This is a genomic window from Aequitasia blattaphilus, assembly GCF_024721305.1.
Classification (GTDB): domain Bacteria; phylum Bacillota; class Clostridia; order Lachnospirales; family Lachnospiraceae; genus Aequitasia; species Aequitasia blattaphila.
The window spans coordinates 1-23,266 of sequence record NZ_JAMXOD010000006.1 but is presented as its reverse complement, the minus strand read 5'-3'; the positions used below and the strand labels follow the sequence as shown (position 1 = coordinate 23,266).

The 23,266-nt window shown below is 39.5% G+C and carries 23 protein-coding genes; 2 read left to right on the top strand and 21 right to left on the bottom strand.

The window, feature by feature from the left end:
- Nucleotides 1-217: 217 nt before the first annotated feature.
- From NHH15_RS05630 to sdaAB, 19 genes are all read right to left on the bottom strand, one after another.
- The gene (locus NHH15_RS05630; protein ID WP_262065683.1) at nt 218-1,216 is read right to left on the bottom strand and encodes a substrate-binding domain-containing protein; all 999 of its coding nucleotides are present in this window, start codon (nt 1,214-1,216) and stop codon (nt 218-220) included.
- Nucleotides 1,209-3,008, bottom strand: coding sequence for a sensor histidine kinase (locus NHH15_RS05625; RefSeq protein ID WP_262065682.1), 1,800 nt, complete (start codon nt 3,006-3,008; stop codon nt 1,209-1,211). Before NHH15_RS05625 ends, NHH15_RS05630 begins: the two co-directional genes overlap by 8 nt.
- A complete protein-coding gene (locus NHH15_RS05620; RefSeq protein ID WP_262065681.1) occupies nt 3,005-4,594 on the bottom strand; it encodes a response regulator in 1,590 nt (529 codons plus the stop codon). Before NHH15_RS05620 ends, NHH15_RS05625 begins: the two co-directional genes overlap by 4 nt.
- An 11-nt stretch (nt 4,595-4,605) precedes the next feature.
- Nucleotides 4,606-5,589, bottom strand: a complete 984-nt coding sequence (locus tag NHH15_RS05615) for an aldo/keto reductase (protein ID WP_262065680.1) — start codon at nt 5,587-5,589, stop codon at nt 4,606-4,608.
- Between the two features lie 77 nt (nt 5,590-5,666).
- The gene (locus NHH15_RS05610) at nt 5,667-6,104 is read right to left on the bottom strand and encodes a MarR family winged helix-turn-helix transcriptional regulator (protein WP_262065679.1); all 438 of its coding nucleotides are present in this window, start codon (nt 6,102-6,104) and stop codon (nt 5,667-5,669) included.
- A gap of 22 nt (nt 6,105-6,126) precedes the next feature.
- On the bottom strand, nt 6,127-7,182 hold the full coding sequence (locus NHH15_RS05605) for an NAD(P)H-dependent flavin oxidoreductase (RefSeq protein WP_262065678.1): 1,056 nt from the start codon (nt 7,180-7,182) through the stop codon (nt 6,127-6,129).
- A gap of 12 nt (nt 7,183-7,194) precedes the next feature.
- The gene (locus NHH15_RS05600) at nt 7,195-8,871 is read right to left on the bottom strand and encodes an acetyl-CoA carboxylase carboxyltransferase subunit alpha (RefSeq protein WP_262065677.1); all 1,677 of its coding nucleotides are present in this window, start codon (nt 8,869-8,871) and stop codon (nt 7,195-7,197) included.
- The gene (locus NHH15_RS05595; protein WP_262065676.1) at nt 8,862-10,217 is read right to left on the bottom strand and encodes an acetyl-CoA carboxylase biotin carboxylase subunit; all 1,356 of its coding nucleotides are present in this window, start codon (nt 10,215-10,217) and stop codon (nt 8,862-8,864) included. Before NHH15_RS05595 ends, NHH15_RS05600 begins: the two co-directional genes overlap by 10 nt.
- Nucleotides 10,218-10,226: 9 nt before the next feature.
- On the bottom strand, nt 10,227-10,655 hold the full coding sequence (gene fabZ / locus NHH15_RS05590) for a 3-hydroxyacyl-ACP dehydratase FabZ (RefSeq protein ID WP_262065675.1): 429 nt from the start codon (nt 10,653-10,655) through the stop codon (nt 10,227-10,229).
- A gap of 9 nt (nt 10,656-10,664) precedes the next feature.
- Entirely contained in the window at nt 10,665-11,090 is a 426-nt protein-coding gene (gene accB, locus NHH15_RS05585; RefSeq protein ID WP_262065674.1) for an acetyl-CoA carboxylase biotin carboxyl carrier protein, read from the bottom strand.
- A gap of 13 nt (nt 11,091-11,103) precedes the next feature.
- Complete coding sequence (gene fabF / locus NHH15_RS05580) at nt 11,104-12,345, bottom strand: beta-ketoacyl-ACP synthase II (protein WP_262065673.1); 1,242 nt, start codon at nt 12,343-12,345, stop codon at nt 11,104-11,106.
- A 12-nt stretch (nt 12,346-12,357) separates the two neighbouring features.
- The gene (fabG, locus tag NHH15_RS05575; protein WP_262065672.1) at nt 12,358-13,098 is read right to left on the bottom strand and encodes a 3-oxoacyl-[acyl-carrier-protein] reductase; all 741 of its coding nucleotides are present in this window, start codon (nt 13,096-13,098) and stop codon (nt 12,358-12,360) included.
- Nucleotides 13,085-13,999: an ACP S-malonyltransferase gene (fabD, locus tag NHH15_RS05570; protein WP_262065671.1), complete on the bottom strand. Its 915-nt coding sequence runs from the start codon at nt 13,997-13,999 to the stop codon at nt 13,085-13,087. The genes fabG and fabD overlap by 14 nt, the downstream gene beginning before the upstream one ends.
- Nucleotides 13,992-14,930, bottom strand: a complete 939-nt coding sequence (gene fabK / locus NHH15_RS05565; RefSeq protein WP_262065670.1) for an enoyl-[acyl-carrier-protein] reductase FabK — start codon at nt 14,928-14,930, stop codon at nt 13,992-13,994. Before fabK ends, fabD begins: the two co-directional genes overlap by 8 nt.
- A gap of 20 nt (nt 14,931-14,950) precedes the next feature.
- Complete coding sequence (acpP, locus tag NHH15_RS05560; RefSeq protein WP_262065669.1) at nt 14,951-15,175, bottom strand: acyl carrier protein; 225 nt, start codon at nt 15,173-15,175, stop codon at nt 14,951-14,953.
- A gap of 60 nt (nt 15,176-15,235) precedes the next feature.
- The gene (locus NHH15_RS05555) at nt 15,236-16,165 is read right to left on the bottom strand and encodes a beta-ketoacyl-ACP synthase III (RefSeq protein ID WP_262065668.1); all 930 of its coding nucleotides are present in this window, start codon (nt 16,163-16,165) and stop codon (nt 15,236-15,238) included.
- Between the two features lie 149 nt (nt 16,166-16,314).
- Entirely contained in the window at nt 16,315-17,601 is a 1,287-nt protein-coding gene (locus NHH15_RS05550) for an ATP-binding protein (protein WP_262065667.1), read from the bottom strand.
- Nucleotides 17,602-17,724: 123 nt separating this feature from the next.
- Nucleotides 17,725-18,594, bottom strand: coding sequence for an L-serine ammonia-lyase, iron-sulfur-dependent, subunit alpha (sdaAA, locus tag NHH15_RS05545; RefSeq protein WP_262065666.1), 870 nt, complete (start codon nt 18,592-18,594; stop codon nt 17,725-17,727).
- A gap of 13 nt (nt 18,595-18,607) precedes the next feature.
- Entirely contained in the window at nt 18,608-19,282 is a 675-nt protein-coding gene (gene sdaAB / locus NHH15_RS05540) for an L-serine ammonia-lyase, iron-sulfur-dependent subunit beta (protein WP_262065665.1), read from the bottom strand.
- Nucleotides 19,283-19,390: 108 nt separating this feature from the next.
- On the opposite strand from sdaAB, the gene NHH15_RS05535 reads away from it, so the two are divergent.
- Entirely contained in the window at nt 19,391-20,512 is a 1,122-nt protein-coding gene (locus NHH15_RS05535; RefSeq protein ID WP_262065664.1) for a DUF4317 domain-containing protein, read from the top strand.
- 9 nt (nt 20,513-20,521) lie between these two features.
- Nucleotides 20,522-21,928: a DUF1266 domain-containing protein gene (locus tag NHH15_RS05530; RefSeq protein WP_262065663.1), complete on the top strand. Its 1,407-nt coding sequence runs from the start codon at nt 20,522-20,524 to the stop codon at nt 21,926-21,928.
- Nucleotides 21,929-21,993: 65 nt separating this feature from the next.
- Here the strand turns inward: NHH15_RS05530 and NHH15_RS05525 are convergent, their stop codons facing one another.
- Nucleotides 21,994-22,278, bottom strand: coding sequence for a type II toxin-antitoxin system HicB family antitoxin (locus NHH15_RS05525; protein WP_262065662.1), 285 nt, complete (start codon nt 22,276-22,278; stop codon nt 21,994-21,996).
- A 287-nt stretch (nt 22,279-22,565) separates the two neighbouring features.
- On the bottom strand, nt 22,566-23,266 hold a 701-nt coding region (locus NHH15_RS05515), incomplete at its 5' end, for an RNA-guided endonuclease InsQ/TnpB family protein (protein ID WP_262065660.1).

Sequence of the window (23,266 nt, the reverse complement as noted above, 5' to 3'; positions counted from 1 at the left end):
AGGCGTTGCAGGCACCTGACCGAGGGTGTTATGGCAACTTATAGTTGCGAAAAATGTTGGTGTACATTAGTTGGAGCGGCATCCTGGCGATTCATGTCCAACATGGAGCCAAGCACTCTGGGCTCTAAGACTAAATGTATATAGTAGAAAAAGCACTATAGCGGGTGCCTGCAACGTCTCGAGTACCCGATATAGTGCTTTTTCTACTGTTTTCTTTTTACTCCTGCCCGGACACCGGGTAAAGAAGTCTCTGATTCTCATCTAGATACATGTTTCCTCTATTGATTAAAACACTTCCGGAATCCACATAGCTTTCTACGTTTTTCCCTTGCAAAGCCTTGATTCCTTGTTCGACTGCCAGATATCCCATGTTAACTGGTTTTTGAATAATAATTGCATCAAATATATTCTGTTCCAAAAACTGTATTTCTTCTATGGAGCTATCGAAGCCTACCATATTGACTTGTCCTGCCAGTCCCAAATCTCTTATTGCCCTGGCAGCACCTACTGCAGAATACTCATTCAATCCCATAATCAAATCAATTTCAGGATACCTCTCCATCATTTCAATTGTTAAGCTGTAAGCTTTTTCATAGGTGGAATCACAGAAAACAACCTCCCGGATTTTTTCTTCAAATTCCCCCAAGCCTTCTCGCATACCCGCTTCTCTTTCAACAGCAGTTGATACCCCTTTGATGTGTCCTACCATACCGATTTGAGAATCTTCATCCAACAATCTTTTGGCATATTGACCAATATTAACCCCTGCCTTATAATTGTCTGTCGAAACCAAACTGACACCAATATCTTCTGTTATTGTAGAATCCACCAATACTATTTCAATGCCTTTTTCTTTTGCTTTTTTTAAGGAAGGTGTAATCTCCTCTGTACTGGTTGGCGCAATAATAATCCCATCTGGTTCTTCCAGAATCGCATTTTCCAACTTTTCAATTTGACCTTTTATATCATCTTCTGAATAAGTACCATACACCGAAAGATTAATATTGTATTCTGATGCCCCCAGCTTTGCTCCTTCAATTAAGGAAGTCCAAAACCCGTTCAGATTGTCCAATGTTTTGGGGATTAAAACAAAATGATACTCTCTATTTCTTTCATTCTCCTGTCGATACTCTCCAAAAGCATATATTCCCATTACAATGAGAAAAAGAAGAATACTTCCAATTCCGATTATATTTGTTTTAACTTTTCTACTCATATCTTTTCTCTCTTTCAATGGGAACACAAATCCTTGCCTTTGTCCCGATTCCCACCTTGCTTTCATATGAAATCCCATAAGCCTCACCGTAATAAAGCTTTAGTCTACGCTGTACATTGTTCACTCCTACACCGTTTCTTTTATAGTCCTTTTTCTGATCATCAAAGATATGTTCCAGTGTTTCTTTCTCCATTCCTACGCCATTATCCTCAATCTCGATATACGCATTTCCACCCTCAATTCCACCTATAATTTGTAAATTCCCTTTGGTATCTTTCACCTTCAAGCCGTGATAAATACTGTTCTCTACCAAGGGCTGTACTGCGAACTTAATAATTGGTATCCCTTCTATTCTCGGATCGATTTGAATCTCAAAATCCATTTTATCCTTATAGCGCATTTTTTGAATCGTCAAATAATTTTTTACGTATTCAATTTCTTCTCGAATGCTGACTTCTTCTTTGTCATTACTAATTGCCTGACGGAATAGGCGGGCAAGGGCTGACGTCATCAAAACCACCTCTTCATTTTTCTTAGCCTCTGACATCCAGATAATAGAATCTAAAGTATTATACAGGAAATGAGGGTTGATTTGTGCTTGAAGAGCCTTTAGCTCATTCTTTCTCTTTTCCTTTTGCTCATGAACATTTTCTTCCATCAGATTTTGAATTCGCTCCGTCATAATATTAAAGGATTTCGTCAGTGACCCCAGTTCATTATTGGCAATTACTTCCACATTGGCTTGCTCAAATTGTCCCCTCTCTACCAATATCATAGAATCTTTTAACTCCCGGATTGGTTTGGTAATCTCTCTGGAAATAAAGCTTGAAAGAATAAGTACTCCTGCCAAAAGTAAAAACATCGCCAAAAAATAAATCAATTGTGTTTGGGTATTATTTTTCAATAAATCTGATGCATACGTAGCTCCTACCACACTCCATCCAGTCTTTGCGGAGATTGACTTCGTATAAATAATACTGTCATCTCCAGACTCATTTATAATATAGGAGGCATCACTCCTCATTATTTGGTCGATATTTTCTGTCTTCAATCCTCCATACATAAGTTGCTGCTTGGGGTGATAAACAACATTTCCCAATTCATCCAGTATAAAAACGTAACCCTTACTTCCAATGCGGTTTCGGTTACATAAATCGCTGATGGATTCATAATTTAAATCCACAAAAAAGACACCTTCTCTTTTTCCTGTTTGATTATTGATTAATGCCTTGCTTAAGGTAATCACCCACTTATAGCTGCTTGGAATAACATTTTGTACATGAGATGATGAGATGACTTGACCACTTCTTGAAGACAATGTTGTCTGATACCATCGCTGATTTTTTATATTTACGTAGTCGCTTAATGTATCCTGACCATCATTAACAATATATTTACCATTATTCCCCACTGCCGCAATATTGGAAATATCATCACGACTGTTCTTTATGGTCTCAAATTGGGAAACAATTCGGTTCTTATTTAGTTGCTCCTCTTCCGCTGCTTCTTCATTGCTAAAAAGATATGCTGATACCTCCGATCCATTCGCAACAACGGCAGCTATATTTTCCATGCTCTCAATATAGGAATCAATATTGTCATTCACCTGCTTTGTAATGCTGGAGGTTGCTTCCACTGAGTTTTCAAAGGCAACATTTTTCGTATGACTTAAGGCAATAAATAAAAAAATAAGCATGGCAAGCACCATGAGAAGTGAGAACGACACCATCATGGTACTTTGCGTGCTTCTGAATTTTCGAAATATACTTTTTTTAAGGCTTTCTCTTTTCATGCCGAATGCTCCTTGGCATAGTTCTTTGGCGTTGTTCCTGTAAGTTTTTTAAAGGCAATATTAAAATAATGGGGATCACTAAATCCTACTTTCTCCGCAATCTCATAATTTTTGAGACTGGTCTCTCTTAAGAGCTGCTTTGCCTTTTCCATGCGAACTCCATTCAATACTTCCAAAAAGGTTTTGCCTGTTTTCTCCTTGAAAATTGTGCTGAAGTGGCTCGTACTAATCTTTAAATAATCACAAACTTCCTGTAGTGTCAAATTGGGATTCCCATAATTGGAATGTATAAAATCCAGAGCAAGCCCCGTCTGCCGTTCTTTGCTTGAATAAACTACCTGGGCAACAGCTGAAAGAGCGTGAACGATATATTCTTTTAATACCTCTGTCGCACTTTCCAAATTTCTCGCACCTGATATTTTTGATATGTCATCATCTCGAAGCTCAAAACATTCATTAATCTCAGATATACTTTCATATATACGGCATTGAACCTGATGAAGATATGCAATTGTTTCATTTTTACTGATATCATTCGTCTGTATCCATAGCCTTAATTGTTCTAAAGTAACGAGGGATGCATCCTTGTTTCCTTTTCTGATTTCAGTAAGCATCAAAGCTAAAATATCATCCAGCTCTACGCTATTCTTTTTAAAATCACTTTCTACACAATCAAAAATTACACCATTTCCTTTCGTGTACCGATAGGTTAAGCTATTGATTGCACTTCCATAAGATGTATCCAATTCATTTAAGGAAAAGACCAATTCGCCGATTCCAACAGAAAGGGATAGACCTGTGGTTTCCCATACCTTATCTTGAATCTCTTTTGAAATTCTTTTTACTTCCTTTTTGTCCTCTTTTACGAGATTCGTATAAAAAAGGATATAACTTCTATTATCGGTATCTTGAGACACAATTCCTGATTTATTACGACCCACAATTTCCTTGGCTATATTGTTGGTTACAAAAGCCATCAAGGCACTTTCTTTTTTGGTCTCCTCATCTACCTCATATAAATCAGAATAGATATCAATATCTAATACTGCCACACGATAAGCACTGCCCTTAATCTCAATTCCATATTCCAGCAGCTCTCTCAAGCATGTTTCCACCTGCTGCGTTCCTTTGATTAAATTGGTTAGAATCTTTGATAGAATTACATCTTCATTTTTCGTGTAATTTTTATAAACCTTAGTCAACTGATGACTCTTATTTAGTTTTTCCTTTATCCGTAATAAGGTTTCTCTCAACTCTTGTCCTGTGACCGGCTTTAACATATACTCCGATACTTGATACTTAATTGCCCGCTTCGCATACTCAAAATCATCATATCCGCTAAAAATTATAATTGCCGTATCCGGATGTTCTTCATACAGATACTTGCTCAACTCCATACCATCTACGTAAGGCATGCAAATATCTGTTAAAACAACGTCAACAGGATGCTCTTTCAAATATGAAATCGCATCCTTTCCATTTTCACAGTCTTTAACTAATTCAAACCCCAATTCATTCCAATTCATATTATCTCGTATCGCTTCACGTACTAAAATCTCGTCATCTACCAATAATATTTTATACACAATAACCTCCGTTACTGGACGATTACCCCTTCTTCGTCCCATAAATCATGCCAATCTTTTGCTCCTTCCCACAGGAACACCTGACCTTTTACAAGGCGATTGCCTTTATCCAGAGTTGAAATCTTTTTCATTTCCTCTTCTGTCAGCATATCTTTTTCAATACACTGCAGATTACTCTGATAATTCTTTGGTGTTGTTGAAAACGGAATGGGAAGCTGTCCTCTTTGTACCGCCCACTTAAGGGCAACAGACGCTGGATGTATTCCATGATTTTCTGCTATCTGTCTCATTTCTGGCAACTCCAAATCCGCAATATCGTTTGGATCTATGTCTCTTTCTGGTCTTCTTGGTGAACCCATAGGCATATATGCTATCGGCAGCATTCCTTGTGCTTTTGTATAGTTGAATAACTCTTCCTGCTGAAAACAAGGATGTAATTCCATCTCATGGGCTGCTGGTTTTATGTTGAGTTTTGGCAATACCTCTTCAAATTTAGGAATTGTCATATTAGAAACTCCTATATTTTTCACAAGCCCCTCTTCATAAAGCTCTTCTATTTGACGGTACGTATCACAAAATTCATCGATACTAAACGGTCTGGAATCTGCACTTCTTGCATCCACATCACATCCCGGTGCGTGATAATTCGGGAAAGGCCAGTGGATAAAATACATGTCTAAGTAACCACATTGTAAGTCCTGAATCGTTTTTTGGCAAGCTGCTTTTACATCTCTATGCATATCGTTCCATACTTTGGACATAATAAATAAATCTTTTCTTTCCACAACTCCTTCGTCAGTCAGCTTACGAAAGACCTCGCCAATTTCCTTTTCGTTTCCATATACTGAGGCACAATCAATCAATCGGTAACCCGCCCGGATTCCTCCTTCAACAGCTTCTGCTACTTGAGCCGGTGTAAAGCGATCTGAACCAAATGTCCCCATTCCAATTGCAGGAATTTCATTTTCATTCCCCAGTTTCATCATTTTTGTCATTTTTTTGTATTCTCCTTTCTCAAACCGAAACGTTTCGGTTTTGCTTACAATAATATTACTTCCTGGGAAGTAGATTGTCAATAGGCATTAAAAAAATCTGTTAGAGCGTCCAGGGTTTTTACCAGCACTGGTATTTCCTCTTCTGATAGTTTCTCCAAAATTGCCTCTGTCATTTTCTTATGATATTCTTCATGGTGCAAGAATGCCTGAATACCTTTTTCGGTCAGTTTTACATATACAACCCGCCGGTCAACTTCGCTTCGTTTTCTTACGACATACTTTTTATTTACAAGGCTGTTCATGGCAGTAGTTAAGGAGCCAACTGTAATATTGAGCTTCTTGGCAATCTTACTCATATTGTTGCCTTCTTCAAGGCCAATGGCCTCAATTACGTGCATATCATTGTTGGTTAAGTCCGTAAAGCTGCTTCCTGTCAGAGCCTTTTCCTCTAGCTCCATAATTTCATTAAACAAACCAACCAATGTTTGATTAATTGTCTTATACGCATCATTCATTCCAATCCCAGCCTCCTTTCATTTAGTCTATTATAGCACTAATTACATCCTTAACTGTAGTAATTTTTGTCGCTTTATATCCATACTCTCCCGAGAAGATTAATCCATTTTCCACATCTCCCGTTACTGCTGCTACAAGTGTATCTGTAATACAATAAGGTATGTCTGATGGATTGCACTTTGCAAGACACCCGTGACATGGAGTATGAGGTATTTTTTCACCTTTGTTGACTCGTTCCAGAAATTGGTTTTTTATTGCTCTTCCCGGCATTCCTACCGGACTCTTTGTCAGAACAACATCCTCTTCATCTGCTTGAATAAAGGCTTCTTTGTAGGAAGGATGAGCATCACACTCTTCTGTTGTAATAAACTTTGTCCCAACAACTACTGCGTCTACACCTAAGGAAAAAGCAGCATCTGCTGACTCTTTATCCTCGATTCCACCCCCTAAAGCAACTGGAATCTTTTGATTATAAGCTATTTCATAATCCTTTTTCAATTCAAGAATTCCTTTTACTTCTGCTTTGTAGGTCTCATCATTCATTTGATCTAAACTCTCTTTCGAAAATCCCAAATGGCCTCCTGCTTTTGGACCTTCAATCACTAATAAATCCGGTATCCTCTTATACTTTCTATCCCAGAATTTTAGCAAAACCTTTGCCGATTTGATTGTAGAGACTACTGGCGCAATTTTTGTCTTTGCAGCTCCCACATACTTTGGAAGTTCCGTAGGAATTCCTGCTCCAGATATAATAATATCCGCTCCGGCTTCCACTGCTGCCTTTACATGCTGTGCATAATCTTTTAAAGCAACCATAATATTAAAGCCTATCACACCCTCCGGTGCAATTTCTTTTGCTTTTTGAAACTCTTTTAAGATTGCTCTTTCGTTTGCTTCTTTTGTATTTGTATCGAAATCCGGTTCTGCAAATCCGATTTGTGCAGTGGAGATAATCCCCATTCCTCCTGCCTTTGCCACAGCTCCTGCTAAAGAAGACAGGCTGACACCTACGCCCATTCCTCCCTGGATTACAGGTATTTTCAAGCTTAATTCTCCAATTCTAACTTCCTTTGCCATTCCTTTATTCTCCTACATATTTCTGAATCGTTGGTATCTTTGTGTCTCTAGTTCCTCTGCTGTCATAGAAGAATATTTACGTAAGAACTTTTCCATTTCCCGGTTCAGTATTTTTATCACTGTGTTCAGATTTAAAATCGTAAAATGTCCTGGTTCTTCAATTACCTTCTCTACTATACCAAGATCAAATAAATCCTTTGCTGTCAGTTTCATCACACCTGCTGCTTCTTTTGCTTTTCCGGCGTCCTTCCACAAAATGCTGGCGAATCCTTCTGGTGAAAGTATCGAGTATATGGAATTTTCCAACATCCATACCTCATTTGCCGTTGCCATAGCTAATGCCCCACCACTTCCGCCTTCTCCTATTACGATAGAAAGGACTGGAACTTTTAAATCGGACATATCAAAAAGATTTCTTGCAATGGCTTCCCCTTGTCCTCGTTCTTCTGCTTCAATTCCACAAAATGCACCTGGAGTATCAACAAGACATAAAATCGGACGATTGAATTTTTCTGCTTGCATCATGAGTCTTCTTGCTTTTCGATAGCCTTCCGGAGATGGCATCCCGAAGTTCCTTCTGATATTCTCTTTGGTATCTCTTCCTTTCCCCTGAGCGATAACGGTTATAGGCATTCCTTGGAAGCTTGCAATCCCTCCGATTATCGCTGCATCATCTCCATAAAGGCGATCTCCGTGAAACTCAATAAAGTCTGGAAACATTCCATGAATATAGTCTTCTCCTACCGGTCTGTCCTTCATCCGGGACAGAAGCACTCGATCCCAGGGATCTGCTAATTTATTTTGGAATTCTGTTTTTACTTCTTCCTCTTCGATTGTAAAAGTAATTGTCTTTTTCTCATGCATTCTCAGAATTTCACTGAGGGTCTCTTTCATTGCAGAACGTTCCACAATTTCGTCAATAAATCCATGTTCTAATAGGAATTCGCTTCTCTGAAATCCTTTGGGGAGCTTTTGCCCTAAGGTTTGCTCAATAACTCTTGGTCCTGCAAAGCCAATTAAAGCCTTTGGTTCTGCCAGAATAATGTCTCCCAGCATAGCAAAACTTGCAGTTACTCCTCCTGTAGTAGGGTCTGTCAAAACACTTACATAAAGCCCTCCAGCTTTTGAGTGACGCTTAAGCGCTGCACTGGTTTTCGTCATCTGCATAAGGGAAACGATTCCCTCCTGCATTCTGGCACCTCCCGAACAGGCAAATAGAATAACTGGTAATTTTTCCTTTGTCGCCTTTTCTATGGCTCTTGTAATCTTTTCACCAACTGCCCATCCCATACTTGCCATCAGAAATCGACCATCACAAACACCAAGAACTGTTCTTTGTCCATTTATTTGGGCTTCTCCTGTTACAACTGCTTCTTTCAGATTTGTTTTTTCCTGAAGGGATAATAGCTTTTCTTCATAGCCTTTATAATCCAGTGGGTTTTTTGTTTCTAAATCCCAGTCCCACTCTTGAAAGCTTCCTTCATCTGCAATCATTTCAATCCTGCGATATGCATGAACACGAAAATAACCCTTGCAATGAGGACACGTATAAAATTCTTTTTTAACATCTTCTGTAATAATCGCAGAACCACACTTGTTGCATTTTTTAAGAAGTCCTTCTGGTACTTCCGAATTCTTTCCAGAGATGGTTGTATACTTAGTTTTCTTAAACATATTTGCTAATCGCATAGAATTTCACCCTTATGTTTTTCTATAAACTCAATGTCAATATTACCTGCCTGAAAATCTTCATTATTTAGAATCTCATACTGGTAATCCACATTTGTTTCAATTCCTTCAATAATTACCTCTCCAAGAGCGCTTCGCATCTTGTGAATCGCTTCCTTTCGATTCTTTGCCCATACAATTAATTTTGCAACCATGGAATCGTAATAAGGGGGAATCGTATATCCACTATATATTGCAGCATCAATTCGAATTCCTTTCCCCCCTGGAAGATACATGTCTGTAATAGTTCCTGGTGATGGAGCAAATCCTTTTCTTGGGTTTTCCGCATTGATTCGACATTCTATGGCGTGTCCCGTCAGCTTAATGTCATCTTGCGTGTAGGAAAGCTTATTTCCCGACGCAATTTTTATTTGTTCCTTTATCAAGTCAATCCCTGTAACCCACTCGGTCACAGGATGCTCTACTTGTATTCTAGTGTTCATCTCCATGAAATAGAAGTTTCCATTTTTTTCTAATAGAAACTCAATCGTACCTGCATTCTCATAGCCAGAAGCTTCCGCTGCTCGTACAGCCGCTTCTCCCATTTTCTGTCTCAGATCTTCATCCAGTGCAATAGAGGGAGACTCTTCAACCATTTTTTGATGATTTCGTTGGATGGAACAATCTCTTTCTCCCAAGTGAATGACATTTCCATAATTATCTGCCAGTATCTGAAACTCGATATGCCGTGGGTTCTGAACAAAATGCTCGATATACATTGTAGGATCCCCAAAAGCATTCTTTGCTTCTGTTTGTGCTGTATTAAAGCTTTGAACAAATTCCTCTGGAGTATGTGCTTCCCGCATACCTTTTCCACCACCACCGAGAGCTGCTTTTATGATAACAGGATAACCAATTTCTTTTGCCAGCTTTTTGCCTTCCTGAGCATCATAAACTGCCTCCTTAGTCCCTGGAATCACCGGTACATTTGCTGCCATCATGGTTTTTCTGGCCTCTTGCTTATTGCCGAGTTTTTCAATAACCTTGGACTTCGGTCCGATGAAAATAATGCTGCACTCCTCACAAAGCTTTGCAAACTTTGCATTTTCTGATAGAAAGCCAAATCCCGGATGGATTGCATCTGCTCCAGATACAATCGTTGCACTAATGATTTTATCCATGCAAAGATAACTCTGATTCGACGGTGCTTCTCCTATGCAGATAGCCTCATCTGCCAGTTGCGTATGGAGAGCTTCTTTATCTGCCGTAGAATAGACGGCAACAGTTTCGATACCCATCTCACGACAAGCGCGAATAATGCGCACCGCAATTTCACCTCTATTTGCAATTAAAACTTTCTTAATCATGCTTCTCCCCTATCCAATCATAAAGGTTAGTTCTGCACTTGCGACAACTTTTCCATCTACACTTGCAATTGCTTCACCAACACCAACAGGTCCTTTTACCTTAATTATTTTTGTTTCTAATTTTAATTTATCTCCTGGAACTACTTGTCCCTTGAATTTACATTTATCAATTTTTCCAAAAAATGCAATTTTTCCTTTGTTTTCTTCCTGAGACAGAATTGCAACTGCTCCTGCCTGTGCCAGAGCCTCAATCGTCAAAACTCCCGGCATAACTGGTTTTTCTTCAAAATGTCCTTTGAAAAAATCTTCCCGGTAAGAGACGCACTTATAGGCCGTACAGTACTCACCTGGTTTATAATCCTCTACATAGTCCAACAATAAAAAAGGATGTCTGTGGGGTATAATTTCCTTAATTCCATTAATATCCAGATAATTCATTTTTCCCTCCTACTGAAGACGGAACAATGGCTGTCCGTATTCCACCATTTGTGCATTTTCTACCAAAATTTCTTCAATTACACCATCTATATCGCTTTCGATTTCGTTCATAAGCTTCATTGCTTCTACAATTGCCAAAACCTGTCCTTTTTCCACACGGTCTCCAACTTTTACAAATGCATCCATATCTTCTCCCGGAGCCGCATAAAAAGTTCCTACTAATGGAGATGTAATCACTTTTCCAACTGTTGTTTCCACTGCCTCTGCCGGCTCAGCCACCGGAGCGCTCACAACTGTCTGAGGAGCCTCTACTACTTGAACTACTCCACTATTTTTTGCTAACTTTACAGAAATATCATTTTCCTCATATTTAAACTCTGTTAAAGAGGAATCGGATACTGCCTTTATTAATTCCAATAGATTTTCAAACTTCATTGTAGACTCTCCCTTAGTTTTCTTCGTATTTTTTTACCAATAGTGTGGCATTGTGTCCACCAAATCCCAAAGAATTGGACATGGCATATGTGACATCTTTTAATACGGGAGCACCGATTGCGTAATTCAAATCCAATTCCTCCTCCGGCACTTCACTTCCCATAGTCTGGTGGATAAATCCATCTTGAATTGTTTTAATGCAAGTAATAAATTCCACTCCTCCTGCTGCCCCTAATAAGTGTCCGATCATAGATTTTGTAGAGTTAATCACAACATCCTTTGCGGCATCCTTAAACGCAAGTTTAATCGCTCTTGTTTCAAACAAATCGTTAACCGGTGTACTCGTTCCATGAGCATTAATATAATCCACTTCCTCTGGTGAAATCCCGCCATCTTCCATTGCATATTCCATTGCTTTCGCCGCACCGCCTCCATCTTCAGCAGGGGACGTGATATGATAGGCATCGGCTGTGGCACCATAACCTACAACTTCACCGTAAATTTTTGCATTTCTTTTCTTTGCATGTTCTAATTCTTCTAAAACAACTATTCCTGCTCCCTCTCCTATGACAAAGCCATCTCTGTCTTGGTCAAAAGGACGAGAAGCCTTTAACGGATCCGTAGCCGTTGATAGTGCCGTCAATGCTGCAAAACCTGCCACTCCAATTGGACAAATAGAAGCCTCTGCCCCACCTGCCAAAGCAAAATCTGCATCTCCATATTGAATGGCACGGAAAGCGTCTCCAATACAGTGTGTTCCAGATGCACACGCACTGACAACATTGGTACATTTCCCTTTAAACCCTGTTTGAATCGATACATTACCTGCTGCCATATTGGAGATCATCATTGGAACAAGTAAAGGATTTACCTTACCTGGCCCTTTCTCCAAAAGCTTAATATGACTCTTTTCCATTTCTTGAAGGCTTCCCACTCCAGAACCTACTATAACAGCACCTCTGTAGGGATCTTCCTCACTAATTGAAATGCCAGAATCTTCTACTGCCTCTTTTGCTGCTGCAACTGCATACTGAGAAAATGTATCCATACGTTTTGCCGATTTGAAATCCATATGCTCCTTTGCAACAAAATCTTTTACTTCTGCTGCAACTTTGGCTTTATAGTCAGTGGCATCAAACTTCGTGATTTCACCGATTCCAACTTTACCTTCTTTGACGCTTTTCCAAAATTCTTCCACATTATTTCCGATAGGAGTAACTGCTCCAAGACCGGTTACGACCACTCTTCTTTTCACTCTTTTTCCTCCTTATATGACCATTCCGCCATCTACATTGATTACCTGTCCCGTAATATATTTATTGTCCTCCGATGCCAAGAAAGCTACGGCAGCTGCAACATCTTCTCCACTTCCTAATCTTCCCAGAGGTACTTGTCCCAGAGTTGCTTCCTTAACTTTATCTGATAAAACCTCTGTCATATCTGAGGCAATGAATCCAGGTGCTACCGCATTCACCAAAATCCCTCTGGATGCCACTTCTCTTGCAGTTGCTTTTGTAAGACCTATGATCCCAGCTTTTGATGCCGCATAATTTGCCTGGCCTGCATTTCCCGTTTCACCTACAACCGAGGAAATATTAATAATCTTTCCGCTTCTTTGCTTCATCATCTGTCTGATTGCAAAGCGGATTGTATTAAACGCTCCTTTAAGATTGATATTAATAACTTGATCAAATTCTTCTTCTGACATTTTCATAAGAAGGTTATCTTTCGTGATTCCTGCATTATTTACCAGAATATCAATTCTCTTATAAGTTTCCAGTATCTCTTTAATGAAGGCTTCACATTGGTTAAAATCTGCTACATTGCATTTCATTGTAACTGCATTTCCGCCTTCACTTTTAATCTCTTCTTCTACCTTTTTCCCACTCTCGAAAGAGCCATTGTAATTGATAATAACGAAGGCTCCATCCTTTGCCAAACGTTTTGCAATTGCTGCACCAATTCCTCTAGAAGCCCCTGTCACAACTGCGACTTTATTGTATTCCATTCTCAACATCCTCCCATTTGGCAATATTTATCACTTTAATATCTCTATTTATCTTTCTAAGGAAACCATTTAGTGTCTTTCCCGGACCAATTTCATAAAATGTATCCACACCATCTGCAATCATTTTCTCCATACTCTGCTGCCAGCAAACAGAATCACTGACCTGTCTTTCCAAAAGTCCTCTTGTCTCCTTTATGTCATGAACATAATCCGCCGTTACGTTTGTCACGTAAGGAATGCTTAGCTCATGGAAATTTGTTTGATCCAATTCTTTTCTTAATTCCTGGCCTGCCTCTTTTAAAAATGGCGAATGAAAAGGACCACTTACGTTTAATAGAATTCCTCTTTTTGCTCCTGCCTCTTTTAGGGCATCGACTCCTGTCTGAACGGAATTTTTTTCTCCCGTAATGACGATTTGCCCTGGGCAATTATAATTCGCCACGCTCACACCGTCGATATCCTTTATTGCTTCATTTACTTTCTCAGCATCTAATCCAAGAATGGCCGCCATTGCACCTTCTCCTGAGGGATAGGCATGCTCCATCAAAATCCCTCTTTTTCGAACCAGTTTCACTGCATCCACATCCTCTAATCCGCCTGCCACAGCAATTGCGCAATACTCTCCTAAGCTTAACCCAGCTGTCAAATCCGGCTTAATACCAGTTTTTTCCATGAATACTCTTGTCATTGCAAGACAAGTTACAACTAAAGCTGCTTGTGTATATTCTGTAACGTCAAGTTTTTCATTTTTTTCAAAGCAAAGTGCCTTCAGATCCAGGTCCAGCTCTTTGCTGGCTCTATCATAAAGGTCCTTGGCGAATTGGCTATTTTCATAAAAGTCTTTACCCATTCCAGGAGTTTGTGCTCCTTGACCTGGATAAATAAATGCAATCTTACTCATAAAATTTCGCTCCTTTAATCAACCCATCTGCTTCCACTACCAGCTTCTGTACAATCTCTTGACAGGACATCCTCTCTTTTACTAAACCTGCAATCTGCCCAGACATAACACTGCCTGCTTTTACATCTCCTTCAACTACAGCTTTTCTGAGGCCGCCAAGAGTGAGTAACTCAAGCTCTTCAAAACTTGCACCTTTGTTTTCTAATTCAATATATTTCTTTGTCATATCATTTCTAAGGGCTCGAACCGGATGGCCTGTACTTCTTCCCGTAACCCTTGAATCAATGTCTTTTGCCTTTATAATTCTTTCTTTGTAATTCTCATGAACTTGTGCTTCATTGGATACTACAAAGATTGTTCCTAACTGTATTCCCTTCGCTCCCAGCATAAATGCTGCCGCCATTCCTCTTCCATCGGCAATTCCACCGGCTGCAATCACAGGAATTGATACTGCATCCGCTACTTGGGGAACCAATACCATTGTTGTATTCTCTCCGATGTGTCCACCAGCTTCTGTTCCTTCTGCAACAACTGCGTCAGCTCCACATCTTTCCATTCTTTTCGCGAGGGCAACAGAAGCAACCACAGGAATCACTTTTATTCCAGCTTTTTTCCACATTTCCATGTATTTTTCCGGACTTCCTGCACCAGTTGTAACTACTTTTACACCTTCTTCAATCACTACTTTAGCCACATCATCTGCATGGGGGCTAATCAGCATGATATTTACACCAAAAGGTTTATCCGTAAGTTTTTTCGCCTCCCGAATTTGTTCTCTTACCCATTCCGGTGGTGCCGATGCTGCTCCAATCAGACCAAGACCTCCTGCATTGGACACCGCAGCAGCAAGATGATACTCTGCAACCCACGCCATTCCGCCTTGAATGATTGGATATTCTATTCCTAATAAACTGGTTACTTCTGTCTTCATAAAACTTCCCTCTTTCTTACTTATTTATGTGACTCAATGTACTCAATTACATCGTTAACTGTAGCGATTTTCTCCAAATCTTCTGTTGGAATCTCTACACCATATTCTTCTTCAAGTGCCATTACAAGTTCAAATAAATCTAATGAATCTGCTCCCAAATCTTCCTTGAAATTTGACTCAGGCTTTACATCTGCTTCTTCTACTCCCAGGTTTTCTACAATTATCTCTTTTACTTTTTCTAACATTTCTTTTTCTCCTTTTATGTACGTATGATTTTATCTATAACCATCGCCTCTTCGGCGTTGTTACCATGTAATAATGCTTGCTCCCCAGGTAAGGCCTCCGCCAAAACCTGCAATTACTATTTTATCTCCCTTTTCAAGCATACCTTTTTGATTAATTTCATCCAATAAGATTGGTACACTGGCTGCTGAAGTGTTTCCATACTCCATAACATTCATCGGGAATTTCTCCATTGGCTCTTTCAGTCTTTTTGCAACGGATTCAACAATCCTTTTATTTGCCTGGTGTAAAACATAGTATTTAATTTCTGATTTTTCCACCTGGTTTTTTTCCAAAACCTCTTCCACAACCGTTGGTACTTTCGAGACAGCAAACTTGAAAACCTCTCCACCATCCATCTGTACGTATGGACTTTCCTTTGGATATAGTTTGAGAGAATTGTGTTTGCTTCCATCCGTATGTGTGGCCGGAAGGTAATAGTTTCCTTCTTCTTCTTTTAATACGACAGCTCCAGCTCCATCACCAAATAATATACACGTCCCTCTGTCACTCCAGTCAACTATCGTAGAAAGTGCTTCGCTTCCTATTACCAATATACATTTATACATCTTGCTGATGATATAGGAAAGACCAGCATTATAGGCATACACAAAACCAGAACAAGCCGCCACTAAATCATAACAGGTTGCATTTTTCAGTCCTAAATTATCTTGAACCAGGCATGCAATACTGGGAATTTGCACTTCTGGAGAATTGGTCGCTACAATTACAAGGTCTACCTCCAAGGGATCTACCTTGGCATTCTTCATAGCATTTTCACCAGCTTTTGATGCCATTTCAGAATTTGTCTCTTCTTTCGCAATATGTCTGGCAACCACACCTGTCCGTTCTCGAATCCATTCATCAGAGGTTTCTACCATTGTAGACAATTCATTGTTATCCATTCTGTATTGGGGAGTATAAGACCCTGTTCCTTTTATTTTACCTACCATTATTATCCTCTTTCTAAAATTGGTTTTCTGTCTGTTTGATTACTTTGAGTCTCAATTACTTTGACTCTCAAAGTATATCATAGGAGAGGATTTTGTCAAGAAAATATAGAAAATCGGATGTTCTTCTCTTTCGAAGGACATCCGATTTTCTATATATTATGAATTGCATAAAGTGGTATATTTGTCATCCACTCCTGTTCTTTATAGTCTAGCATGGAGGTGCGAACAGCATAGTTTGGTTTGTATTTGTCGCAATATGCTTTCAAGCTTTTTGATTGCAAATTAGCTTCTGCTTTCACTTCAATTGGCACCACCCCACGTCCTTTTTGAATGATAAAATCAATCTCATTGTGTTCACTTGCAGAAAAATAGTAAGGAGTATAAGGGGTATCTCCCTCCAATTGTTGTAACACATACTGCTCTGTCAATGCTCCCTTAAATTCTGTAAAAATACTATTGCCTTCCAAAATAGAAAGAGCATCCAGCTCACTCATAGCACCTAGAAGTCCCACATCTAACAGATAAATCTTGAATGCCGAAAAATCCATATATGCTTTTAATGGCATTCCAGGTTTTTGTATGCGGGGAACTTTTTTTATCAGCCCACAATCTAAAAGCCATTCGATTGCCATCTCAAAGTCTTTTGCCCTCGCTCCCGTTTTGATATTACCAAAAAAGAATTTCTTATTTTCTTTTGCCAATTGCATAGGGACTGCATTCCAGACCATTCGAATTCTTGGTAGCTCTGTCGCTTCTGTGTGTTTTCCAAAATCATCTTCATAGAGTTCCAGAATCGTGTTTTGAAGTTCTCTTACCATAGAAAAATCCCGATTTTCCACAAAGTTTTCTACCACTTCTGGCATTCCACCAATGTAATAGTATTTTTTAAGCCAATCCACATAAACGCCGCTAAATGGCTGCATCATCTGATAATCCTCTTTATCAATCAAATCTGCTAAGGATTGCTCTCCAATTGCCAAAAGAAATTCACGGAAATTCATCGGTTCAATTTGCAAAGTTTCTACTTTCCCAACAGGGAACGATACTCCCGAGTGTATGGCAACTCCTAAGAGTGATCCTGCAGCAATAATATGGTATTCCGGCGCATTTTCATTAAAATATTTCAATGCCGAAATTGCCCGAGGCACCTCTTGTACTTCATCAAATAAAATCAGTGTTTTCCCTGGGACAATTGGTTGTTTCGTCTCTATATTAATCGCCATGATAATACGTTCTATGTCATAATCCAATTCAAACGTTTCTCGCATCCGCTGATTATTGTCAAAATTGACGTAGGCAACATTCTCAAAGTATTGCTCCCCAAAGGATTTCATCAACCAAGTCTTTCCTACTTGACGCGCTCCTTTGAGGATTAATGGTTTTCTGTTTTTTTTATCTTTCCATTTCAAAAGATTATCCATCGCAAATCGCTTCATTTCCATCACCTCCAGAACTTGTTTCTATTAGTCTAACACAAATCTGAAGGTAATTCTATCGATTTGATACACTTTTCTGAAGGACTTTTGCTTATCCTCTTACACTTTTCTGAAGGACTTTTTCTAATAGGTGGGAGCTTTTGAAATTTCTTTTCCCTTATCCGTTCCGGCAACACCCCCTGTTCCCGTTTCTTTCAGGGAAATATCCATCTTGTCTCCTACTTCCCGCATGGCATCAATCACCTGATCCACTGGTATCTGACTTATGATTCCCGCAAGTGACATATCCGCCGCACTCAGAGCATTCAATGCCCCAATCACATTCCTCTTAACACAAGGTACTTCCACCAGTCCTCCGACCGGATCACAAACGAGACCCATCAGGTTCTTCAAACTAATTGCACAAGCATTCTCTATTTGGCTAATATCTCCACCTCTTATATAAGTAATTGCCGCCGCAGTCATTGCTGCCGCCGACCCGATTTCTGCCTGACATCCCCCTAATGCTCCTGCCAAAAATGCGCGGTAAGCAATTACTTCTCCCACTCCTGCCGCAACATACATTGCCTTTACCATCTTATCGTCATCTACCTCATTCTCCTGAAAGTAGGTTACTAAAACTGCCGGCATTACACCACAAGCACCTGCTGTAGGTGCAGCCACAATTCTTTTCATACAAGCATTATTACATCCCATTTTAAGAGCATTAGTCATAACTTTACCAACAAAATCGCCACAGAGGGTATCTCCATTATTGACATACGTTTCCATCTGACCACCTTCTGGGCCTACCAACCCACTTCTGGACATAAGGTTCGGCTCATAAGCCACTAAATTTTCCTTCATAGATTCCCACATACTGGTCATCTCTTTAAAGGAGGCTTCTCTTGTAACTCCACGTTCCTTCATGTCTGCAAGCATAATTGCTTCCCAGAACTCTACCTCTTTTACTTTACAATAGCTGCGTACTTCTTCCATTGATTGAAAAGACATCTATGCTTCCCCCCTATTCCTTTTCTCCCGTCACATTTAAAAATGTAACACCTAATATTCCATCCAAACTTAACAGCCAATCAATTGCCTTAGGAGGAATCACCTGATCTGTCTCAATCACCATCACCGCTGTACCTCCCCTTTCGTTACGATACAATTGCAAAGTAGCTATATTGATTTGCTTCTGGGCAAGGGCATTTGCCACGTCCGCCACATGTCCCGGGGTATCCTCGTTATTCACAATCAAGGTGTTTTGCTCGGCTCTAAAATTCACCTCAAGCCCACCCAGCTTGTTGACCATAATACGCCCACCACCAATTGAACTTGCCTGAACGGTAATGTCCCTTCCATCTTTTCCATATAAAGTCATCAATACCGTGTTCGGATGAGCACTGCGAATGACTTTTCCCTCGATTGTAAACTCCATCCCCGCCTCTTTTGCAAGCTCAAAACTCTTTGGTATATCCAAGTTGTCCGGTCTCATCCCCAAAAGACCTGCAACCACAGCCCGATCCGTGCCGTGGCCTTTTCCCGTTGCTTCAAAAGAACCATGCAGATAAATTGTCGCCTTTGCTGGCGTTTCTCCTAAGAGCTGTCTGCATATATTTCCAATCTTAACAGCCCCTGCGGTATGAGAACTGGAGGGACCTACCATCACAGGTCCGATAATATCAAATATATTGCCCATACTTTTTACCTCTCTTTCTTCTATATATTATAAGGCTCGTTCTTCTCGTTTACAATGACAATTTCTTGTGTTAGAATTTAGAAAGTTGAGAAAAGGCAGGAATATAAAATGAATAAAAAAGAAGTATTAGAAGTAAAAAAGCAGCTCACTCATGAGCGCTGTACAATTGATAAAATATGTGGATGCTACGTAGATCATGAGAAGGTAAAGAAAGTGGAGTTTAATCGTTCTTTCCTCACTCTTCCGGAAGATGAAAGTTTTAAGTATTTTGACTTGTTCAAAAAAGTTCTTTCTGGTACCCTTGGAAAAAATCTTTTTTCTCTTGATTATTCTCTTGAAGATGAAGAATCTGGAACTCCTCACGATCTTCTCGTAAAATTAAATCGTTCGAAGCTGGAATCAGAAGAGCTTTTGGATGTTTTCTATGATTATGTCATTCAAAATTATCCCTATCCAGAGAACTATTTTATCGTATTAATTCATAGCAACTATGACGTCCCTGGGAAAGGCACGGATTCCTTGGAAATGCATGATGCCTCTGACACAGTATACAGTCATATTATCTGTGCTATTTGTCCTGTAAACCTAAGCAAAGCAGCTCTTAGCTATAATGCAGCAACGAATAATATCGAAGACCGTATGAGAGACTGGATTGTAGATCCACCATTAAACGGATTTTTATTTCCCTCATTTACAGACCGTAGCAGTGACATTCACAGTGTACTCTACTATTCAAAGCTACCCGAGGATATTAAACCTGAGTTTGTCTCTGGTGTTTTAGGAAGCAATGAACCTCTTACTGCAAAGGATCAGCAGTATGGCTTCGAAGCAATCGTCAGTGATACCTTAGAGGATGAAGCAGACTTTGAAACCATCAAAACCATTCATGAAACATTGAATGAAATGCTGGAGGAAGCAAAAGATGAACCAAATCCTTTGACCCTTTCAAAACCAGACATCAAACATATTTTAGAAAAGTCTGGAGTTCCAGAGGAAAAAATGGAGACCTTTGACCGGGAATATGAAGAAACCTTAGGAGATGATCATTCTCTTATGGCTACAAACTTAACCAACACAAAGAGCTTTGAGATTAAGACACCTGATATCGTTGTAAAAGTGAATCCTAAAAGAACAGATTTAGTAGAAACCCGAGAGATTGACGGCCGTAAATGCTTGGTCATTGCGATTGATGACCACTTGATGGTGAATGGAATTGATGTGAATAAATAGGAGCTGGAAATGAATCGAAAAAAAGTAATTTCTTTATTATTATGTGTCATAATAAGTTTTACAGGAATCTTGGGAGGCTGCACAAAGCAATCCAAAGAGCAGAGCTCGGAAGAAAATGCTATACTCGCAGCACTTGCTAAGGTAGAAAAAGAAAAATACAAGCCCTTAGCTTTTGGTCAGCAGCATATTGAAAGTGATACCGTTCAATGGTTTAACACCGCCTATGCAATTTTTACCTATGCGAACGGCAAGGATTTAGATTTGATTGGTGGCCTGGAAGAAGATTATGGCAATATGACCGAGGCAATTAAAATAAAAATGCAAGGCGAGCTGAAATCCGGATGGAAAATAACAAACCGAAAAACTGCAATTAAGCAGCTGCGTTGGCTTGTTACAGAAGGACACAGCAAAGTCTATGGTGAATGTTTGGATGAAATTAAGAAAGAAAAATTGACAGAAGCATCTATTCAGGATAATAGTTCCTATGACGACAAGAAAAAGGCACAGCTTTTAGTTGCCTTAGAAGTCCGGCAAATATTTCCTAAAAGTGGGATTAAAGGTTGGGATTATTCTCGTGCGCTACAGGTGATTGGAGATTGCTATCATGCCGGCTACTTAAATTTAAGTGAATGTATGGATATCTCTTTGCCAATTGGACAAGAATTGCAGGAACTCTATAGTAATTGGGAGGGCTTAGCAGAAAGCTATCTTTATGGCTACCAATTCTGGAGTGGCGAGTATCCAATCAACAATGGAGGTAAAACAGCCGCTCGAAAAGAAGCCTATGAAGAATTAAAAGCCTTGGAAGACAGCCCTTATGAACGCATTCCTTACGACTTGGATCTCGTCGTTACGTGGGATGAAGACACTGGAAATGCAGTGGTTCAAGAGGAGTTGGATGAGGCCGAGAAAGCAGAGGCCGAATATGAGAAGTCCATCGCCGAAGACGAAGCTGCAATTGCCCAATATCAGGATAAAAATGGAAACTATCCCATCCTTTGCAAGGATGATAAAAGCAAGAAAGCCACACTCAACATGTTAGATGACTTTACCTTATATCCCATGGTAATGGAAGATGCTACGCATCTCTATTTTGCCAATGACAATTTTCAAAGAGTCGAATACGATCTCTTGTCACAATATATAGAACCTGAAGAATTGCGCGCACAGCAATTTGAAATGTACGAACAAGATCCTTTTCACTGCAAGGATGTTGTAGAAGTCGATTTTCAAGAAGTAGCTGGGGAAATCTATTACTATGAATTCAGCTACCTGTATAATGATCTTCCATTCTACTCCTATGTAGCAATTCAAAAGGTTGATGATGCTTATTTAATGACACATCTTTATGGTTCTGTGGAAAATAAACATTCGCTGGAAACTATAAAAAAACTCTGTTTTGAGGTTGCTCAATAACCAAATACGAAGAGCTGGAAAGCTGTTGTAAATCAGCTTCCAGCTCTTTGCTTATGAAATTCTTTTTATCTTGATACACCCATTTTACTTATAAGGGCTTCTTGTAATGTTTTTGAAAGATTCATTCCTTCCTTATCGGCCTTTTGTTTCAACCAATTCGGAAGTGTAACATTTGTTCTTACAACCTTATTATCCATCTTTCTTCGATACTCATTAAAATCAACATCAACATAAGATATAAAACTCTTCCCATCTTCTGTAAACATCCCCTTTGTAATATCAATATTCTCAATATTTGATGCCATTGGTACTGACTCTCCATTCTTATTCTCTCCTTTTTTCTTGAACATCTTGCTCTCTTGCTCTCTCATCTATTTAGACTCGAAGAGGATGGGATTTCACAATCCTCTCTTCTTCAATTCATTTCTTGCTAATCTCTCATTTATTTCTTTGTGCCGCAGGACTGGTATCTTGTCTTTCCCCTTGCTGTATATATCGTGTTCTGCACCATGTCTTAGAAAAACATATCCACCTTCCTCAAGTCTTTTTGTGAACGACTCACCACTTAATTTCACTCCACGAAATTTGAAGTGGGAGCTTCTGGGGTTCTTACGAACCCGTTTAAGAAGTTTGATTACTAGGCAATCCTTATTCTTATGGGCGTGTCCACTTCGCCCCTACTGTATAGTCCATTTAAGGACACAACGCTACTTTTTCTTAGGATGTTTAATGCTCCATTTACATCGGCATTCAAAACAGAACCCTTTCCGGTTTGGTAGAGTCCTCGTTTGATGCGGATTCCACTAAAACTTGGTTCTAACGGAGTATCCTCTCCGTATATAGGGATGATGTCTTGGTCAAAAAAGGATGCTTTACTGGTATAGCTCTCTTCTTGTTCGGTGAAACCAATGCCATAGAGCTGACACAGATATTCCAGTTTATCCCGGAGCTTTCCAAAAGGAATGTTTACAAAGTTTTGATTGTTGATGGTTCCGATATTACAGTCCCTTTGAAACTCTTTGTGATAGCCCACTACAAGATGACCGATATCATGGTCTAAACAATAGTTGATAACCGTACGGGCAGTTTTTGCCATATAATCATTGACTTTGTTATTCCTGATGCGGGCAAGAGCCTTTTGCTGATTGGTGGTTTTCTTACCATACTTTTGCTTATCCTTAATACGCTGTAATCGGGCTGTGCATTTGTTGAACCACTGATTGAGAGATTTTAATTTCCGTCCATCAATGATGAAGCTCTTTCCTTTAGAAGTAACTGCTGCGACTAAGTTATTAATTCCAAAATCAATCGCCAGTGCATTGTTTTGATTTAAATTTC

Bases quoted from the DNA above. Each gene is read 5' to 3' on its own strand.
- NHH15_RS05630 (WP_262065683.1), bottom strand. From the start codon at position 1,216: ATGAGTAGAAAAGTTAAAACAAATATAATCGGAATTGGAAGTATTCTT.
- fabG (WP_262065672.1), bottom strand. From the start codon at position 13,098: ATGGAATACAATAAAGTCGCAGTTGTGACAGGGGCTTCTAGAGGAATT.
- NHH15_RS05535 (WP_262065664.1), top strand. From the start codon at position 19,391: ATGAATAAAAAAGAAGTATTAGAAGTAAAAAAGCAGCTCACTCATGAG.
- acpP (WP_262065669.1), bottom strand. From the start codon at position 15,175: ATGTTAGAAAAAGTAAAAGAGATAATTGTAGAAAACCTGGGAGTAGAA.
- fabZ (WP_262065675.1), bottom strand. From the start codon at position 10,655: ATGAATTATCTGGATATTAATGGAATTAAGGAAATTATACCCCACAGA.
- accB (WP_262065674.1), bottom strand. From the start codon at position 11,090: ATGAAGTTTGAAAATCTATTGGAATTAATAAAGGCAGTATCCGATTCC.
- sdaAA (WP_262065666.1), bottom strand. From the start codon at position 18,594: ATGTCTTTTCAATCAATGGAAGAAGTACGCAGCTATTGTAAAGTAAAA.
- NHH15_RS05615 (WP_262065680.1), bottom strand. From the start codon at position 5,589: ATGACAAAAATGATGAAACTGGGGAATGAAAATGAAATTCCTGCAATT.
- sdaAB (WP_262065665.1), bottom strand. From the start codon at position 19,282: ATGGGCAATATATTTGATATTATCGGACCTGTGATGGTAGGTCCCTCC.
- NHH15_RS05530 (WP_262065663.1), top strand. From the start codon at position 20,522: ATGAATCGAAAAAAAGTAATTTCTTTATTATTATGTGTCATAATAAGT.
- NHH15_RS05600 (WP_262065677.1), bottom strand. From the start codon at position 8,871: ATGCGATTAGCAAATATGTTTAAGAAAACTAAGTATACAACCATCTCT.
- NHH15_RS05525 (WP_262065662.1), bottom strand. From the start codon at position 22,278: ATGTTCAAGAAAAAAGGAGAGAATAAGAATGGAGAGTCAGTACCAATG.
- NHH15_RS05595 (WP_262065676.1), bottom strand. From the start codon at position 10,217: ATGATTAAGAAAGTTTTAATTGCAAATAGAGGTGAAATTGCGGTGCGC.
- NHH15_RS05555 (WP_262065668.1), bottom strand. From the start codon at position 16,165: ATGGTAGGTAAAATAAAAGGAACAGGGTCTTATACTCCCCAATACAGA.
- fabD (WP_262065671.1), bottom strand. From the start codon at position 13,999: ATGAGTAAGATTGCATTTATTTATCCAGGTCAAGGAGCACAAACTCCT.
- NHH15_RS05550 (WP_262065667.1), bottom strand. From the start codon at position 17,601: ATGAAGCGATTTGCGATGGATAATCTTTTGAAATGGAAAGATAAAAAA.
- NHH15_RS05610 (WP_262065679.1), bottom strand. From the start codon at position 6,104: ATGAATGATGCGTATAAGACAATTAATCAAACATTGGTTGGTTTGTTT.
- NHH15_RS05605 (WP_262065678.1), bottom strand. From the start codon at position 7,182: ATGGCAAAGGAAGTTAGAATTGGAGAATTAAGCTTGAAAATACCTGTA.
- fabK (WP_262065670.1), bottom strand. From the start codon at position 14,930: ATGAAGACAGAAGTAACCAGTTTATTAGGAATAGAATATCCAATCATT.
- NHH15_RS05625 (WP_262065682.1), bottom strand. From the start codon at position 3,008: ATGAAAAGAGAAAGCCTTAAAAAAAGTATATTTCGAAAATTCAGAAGC.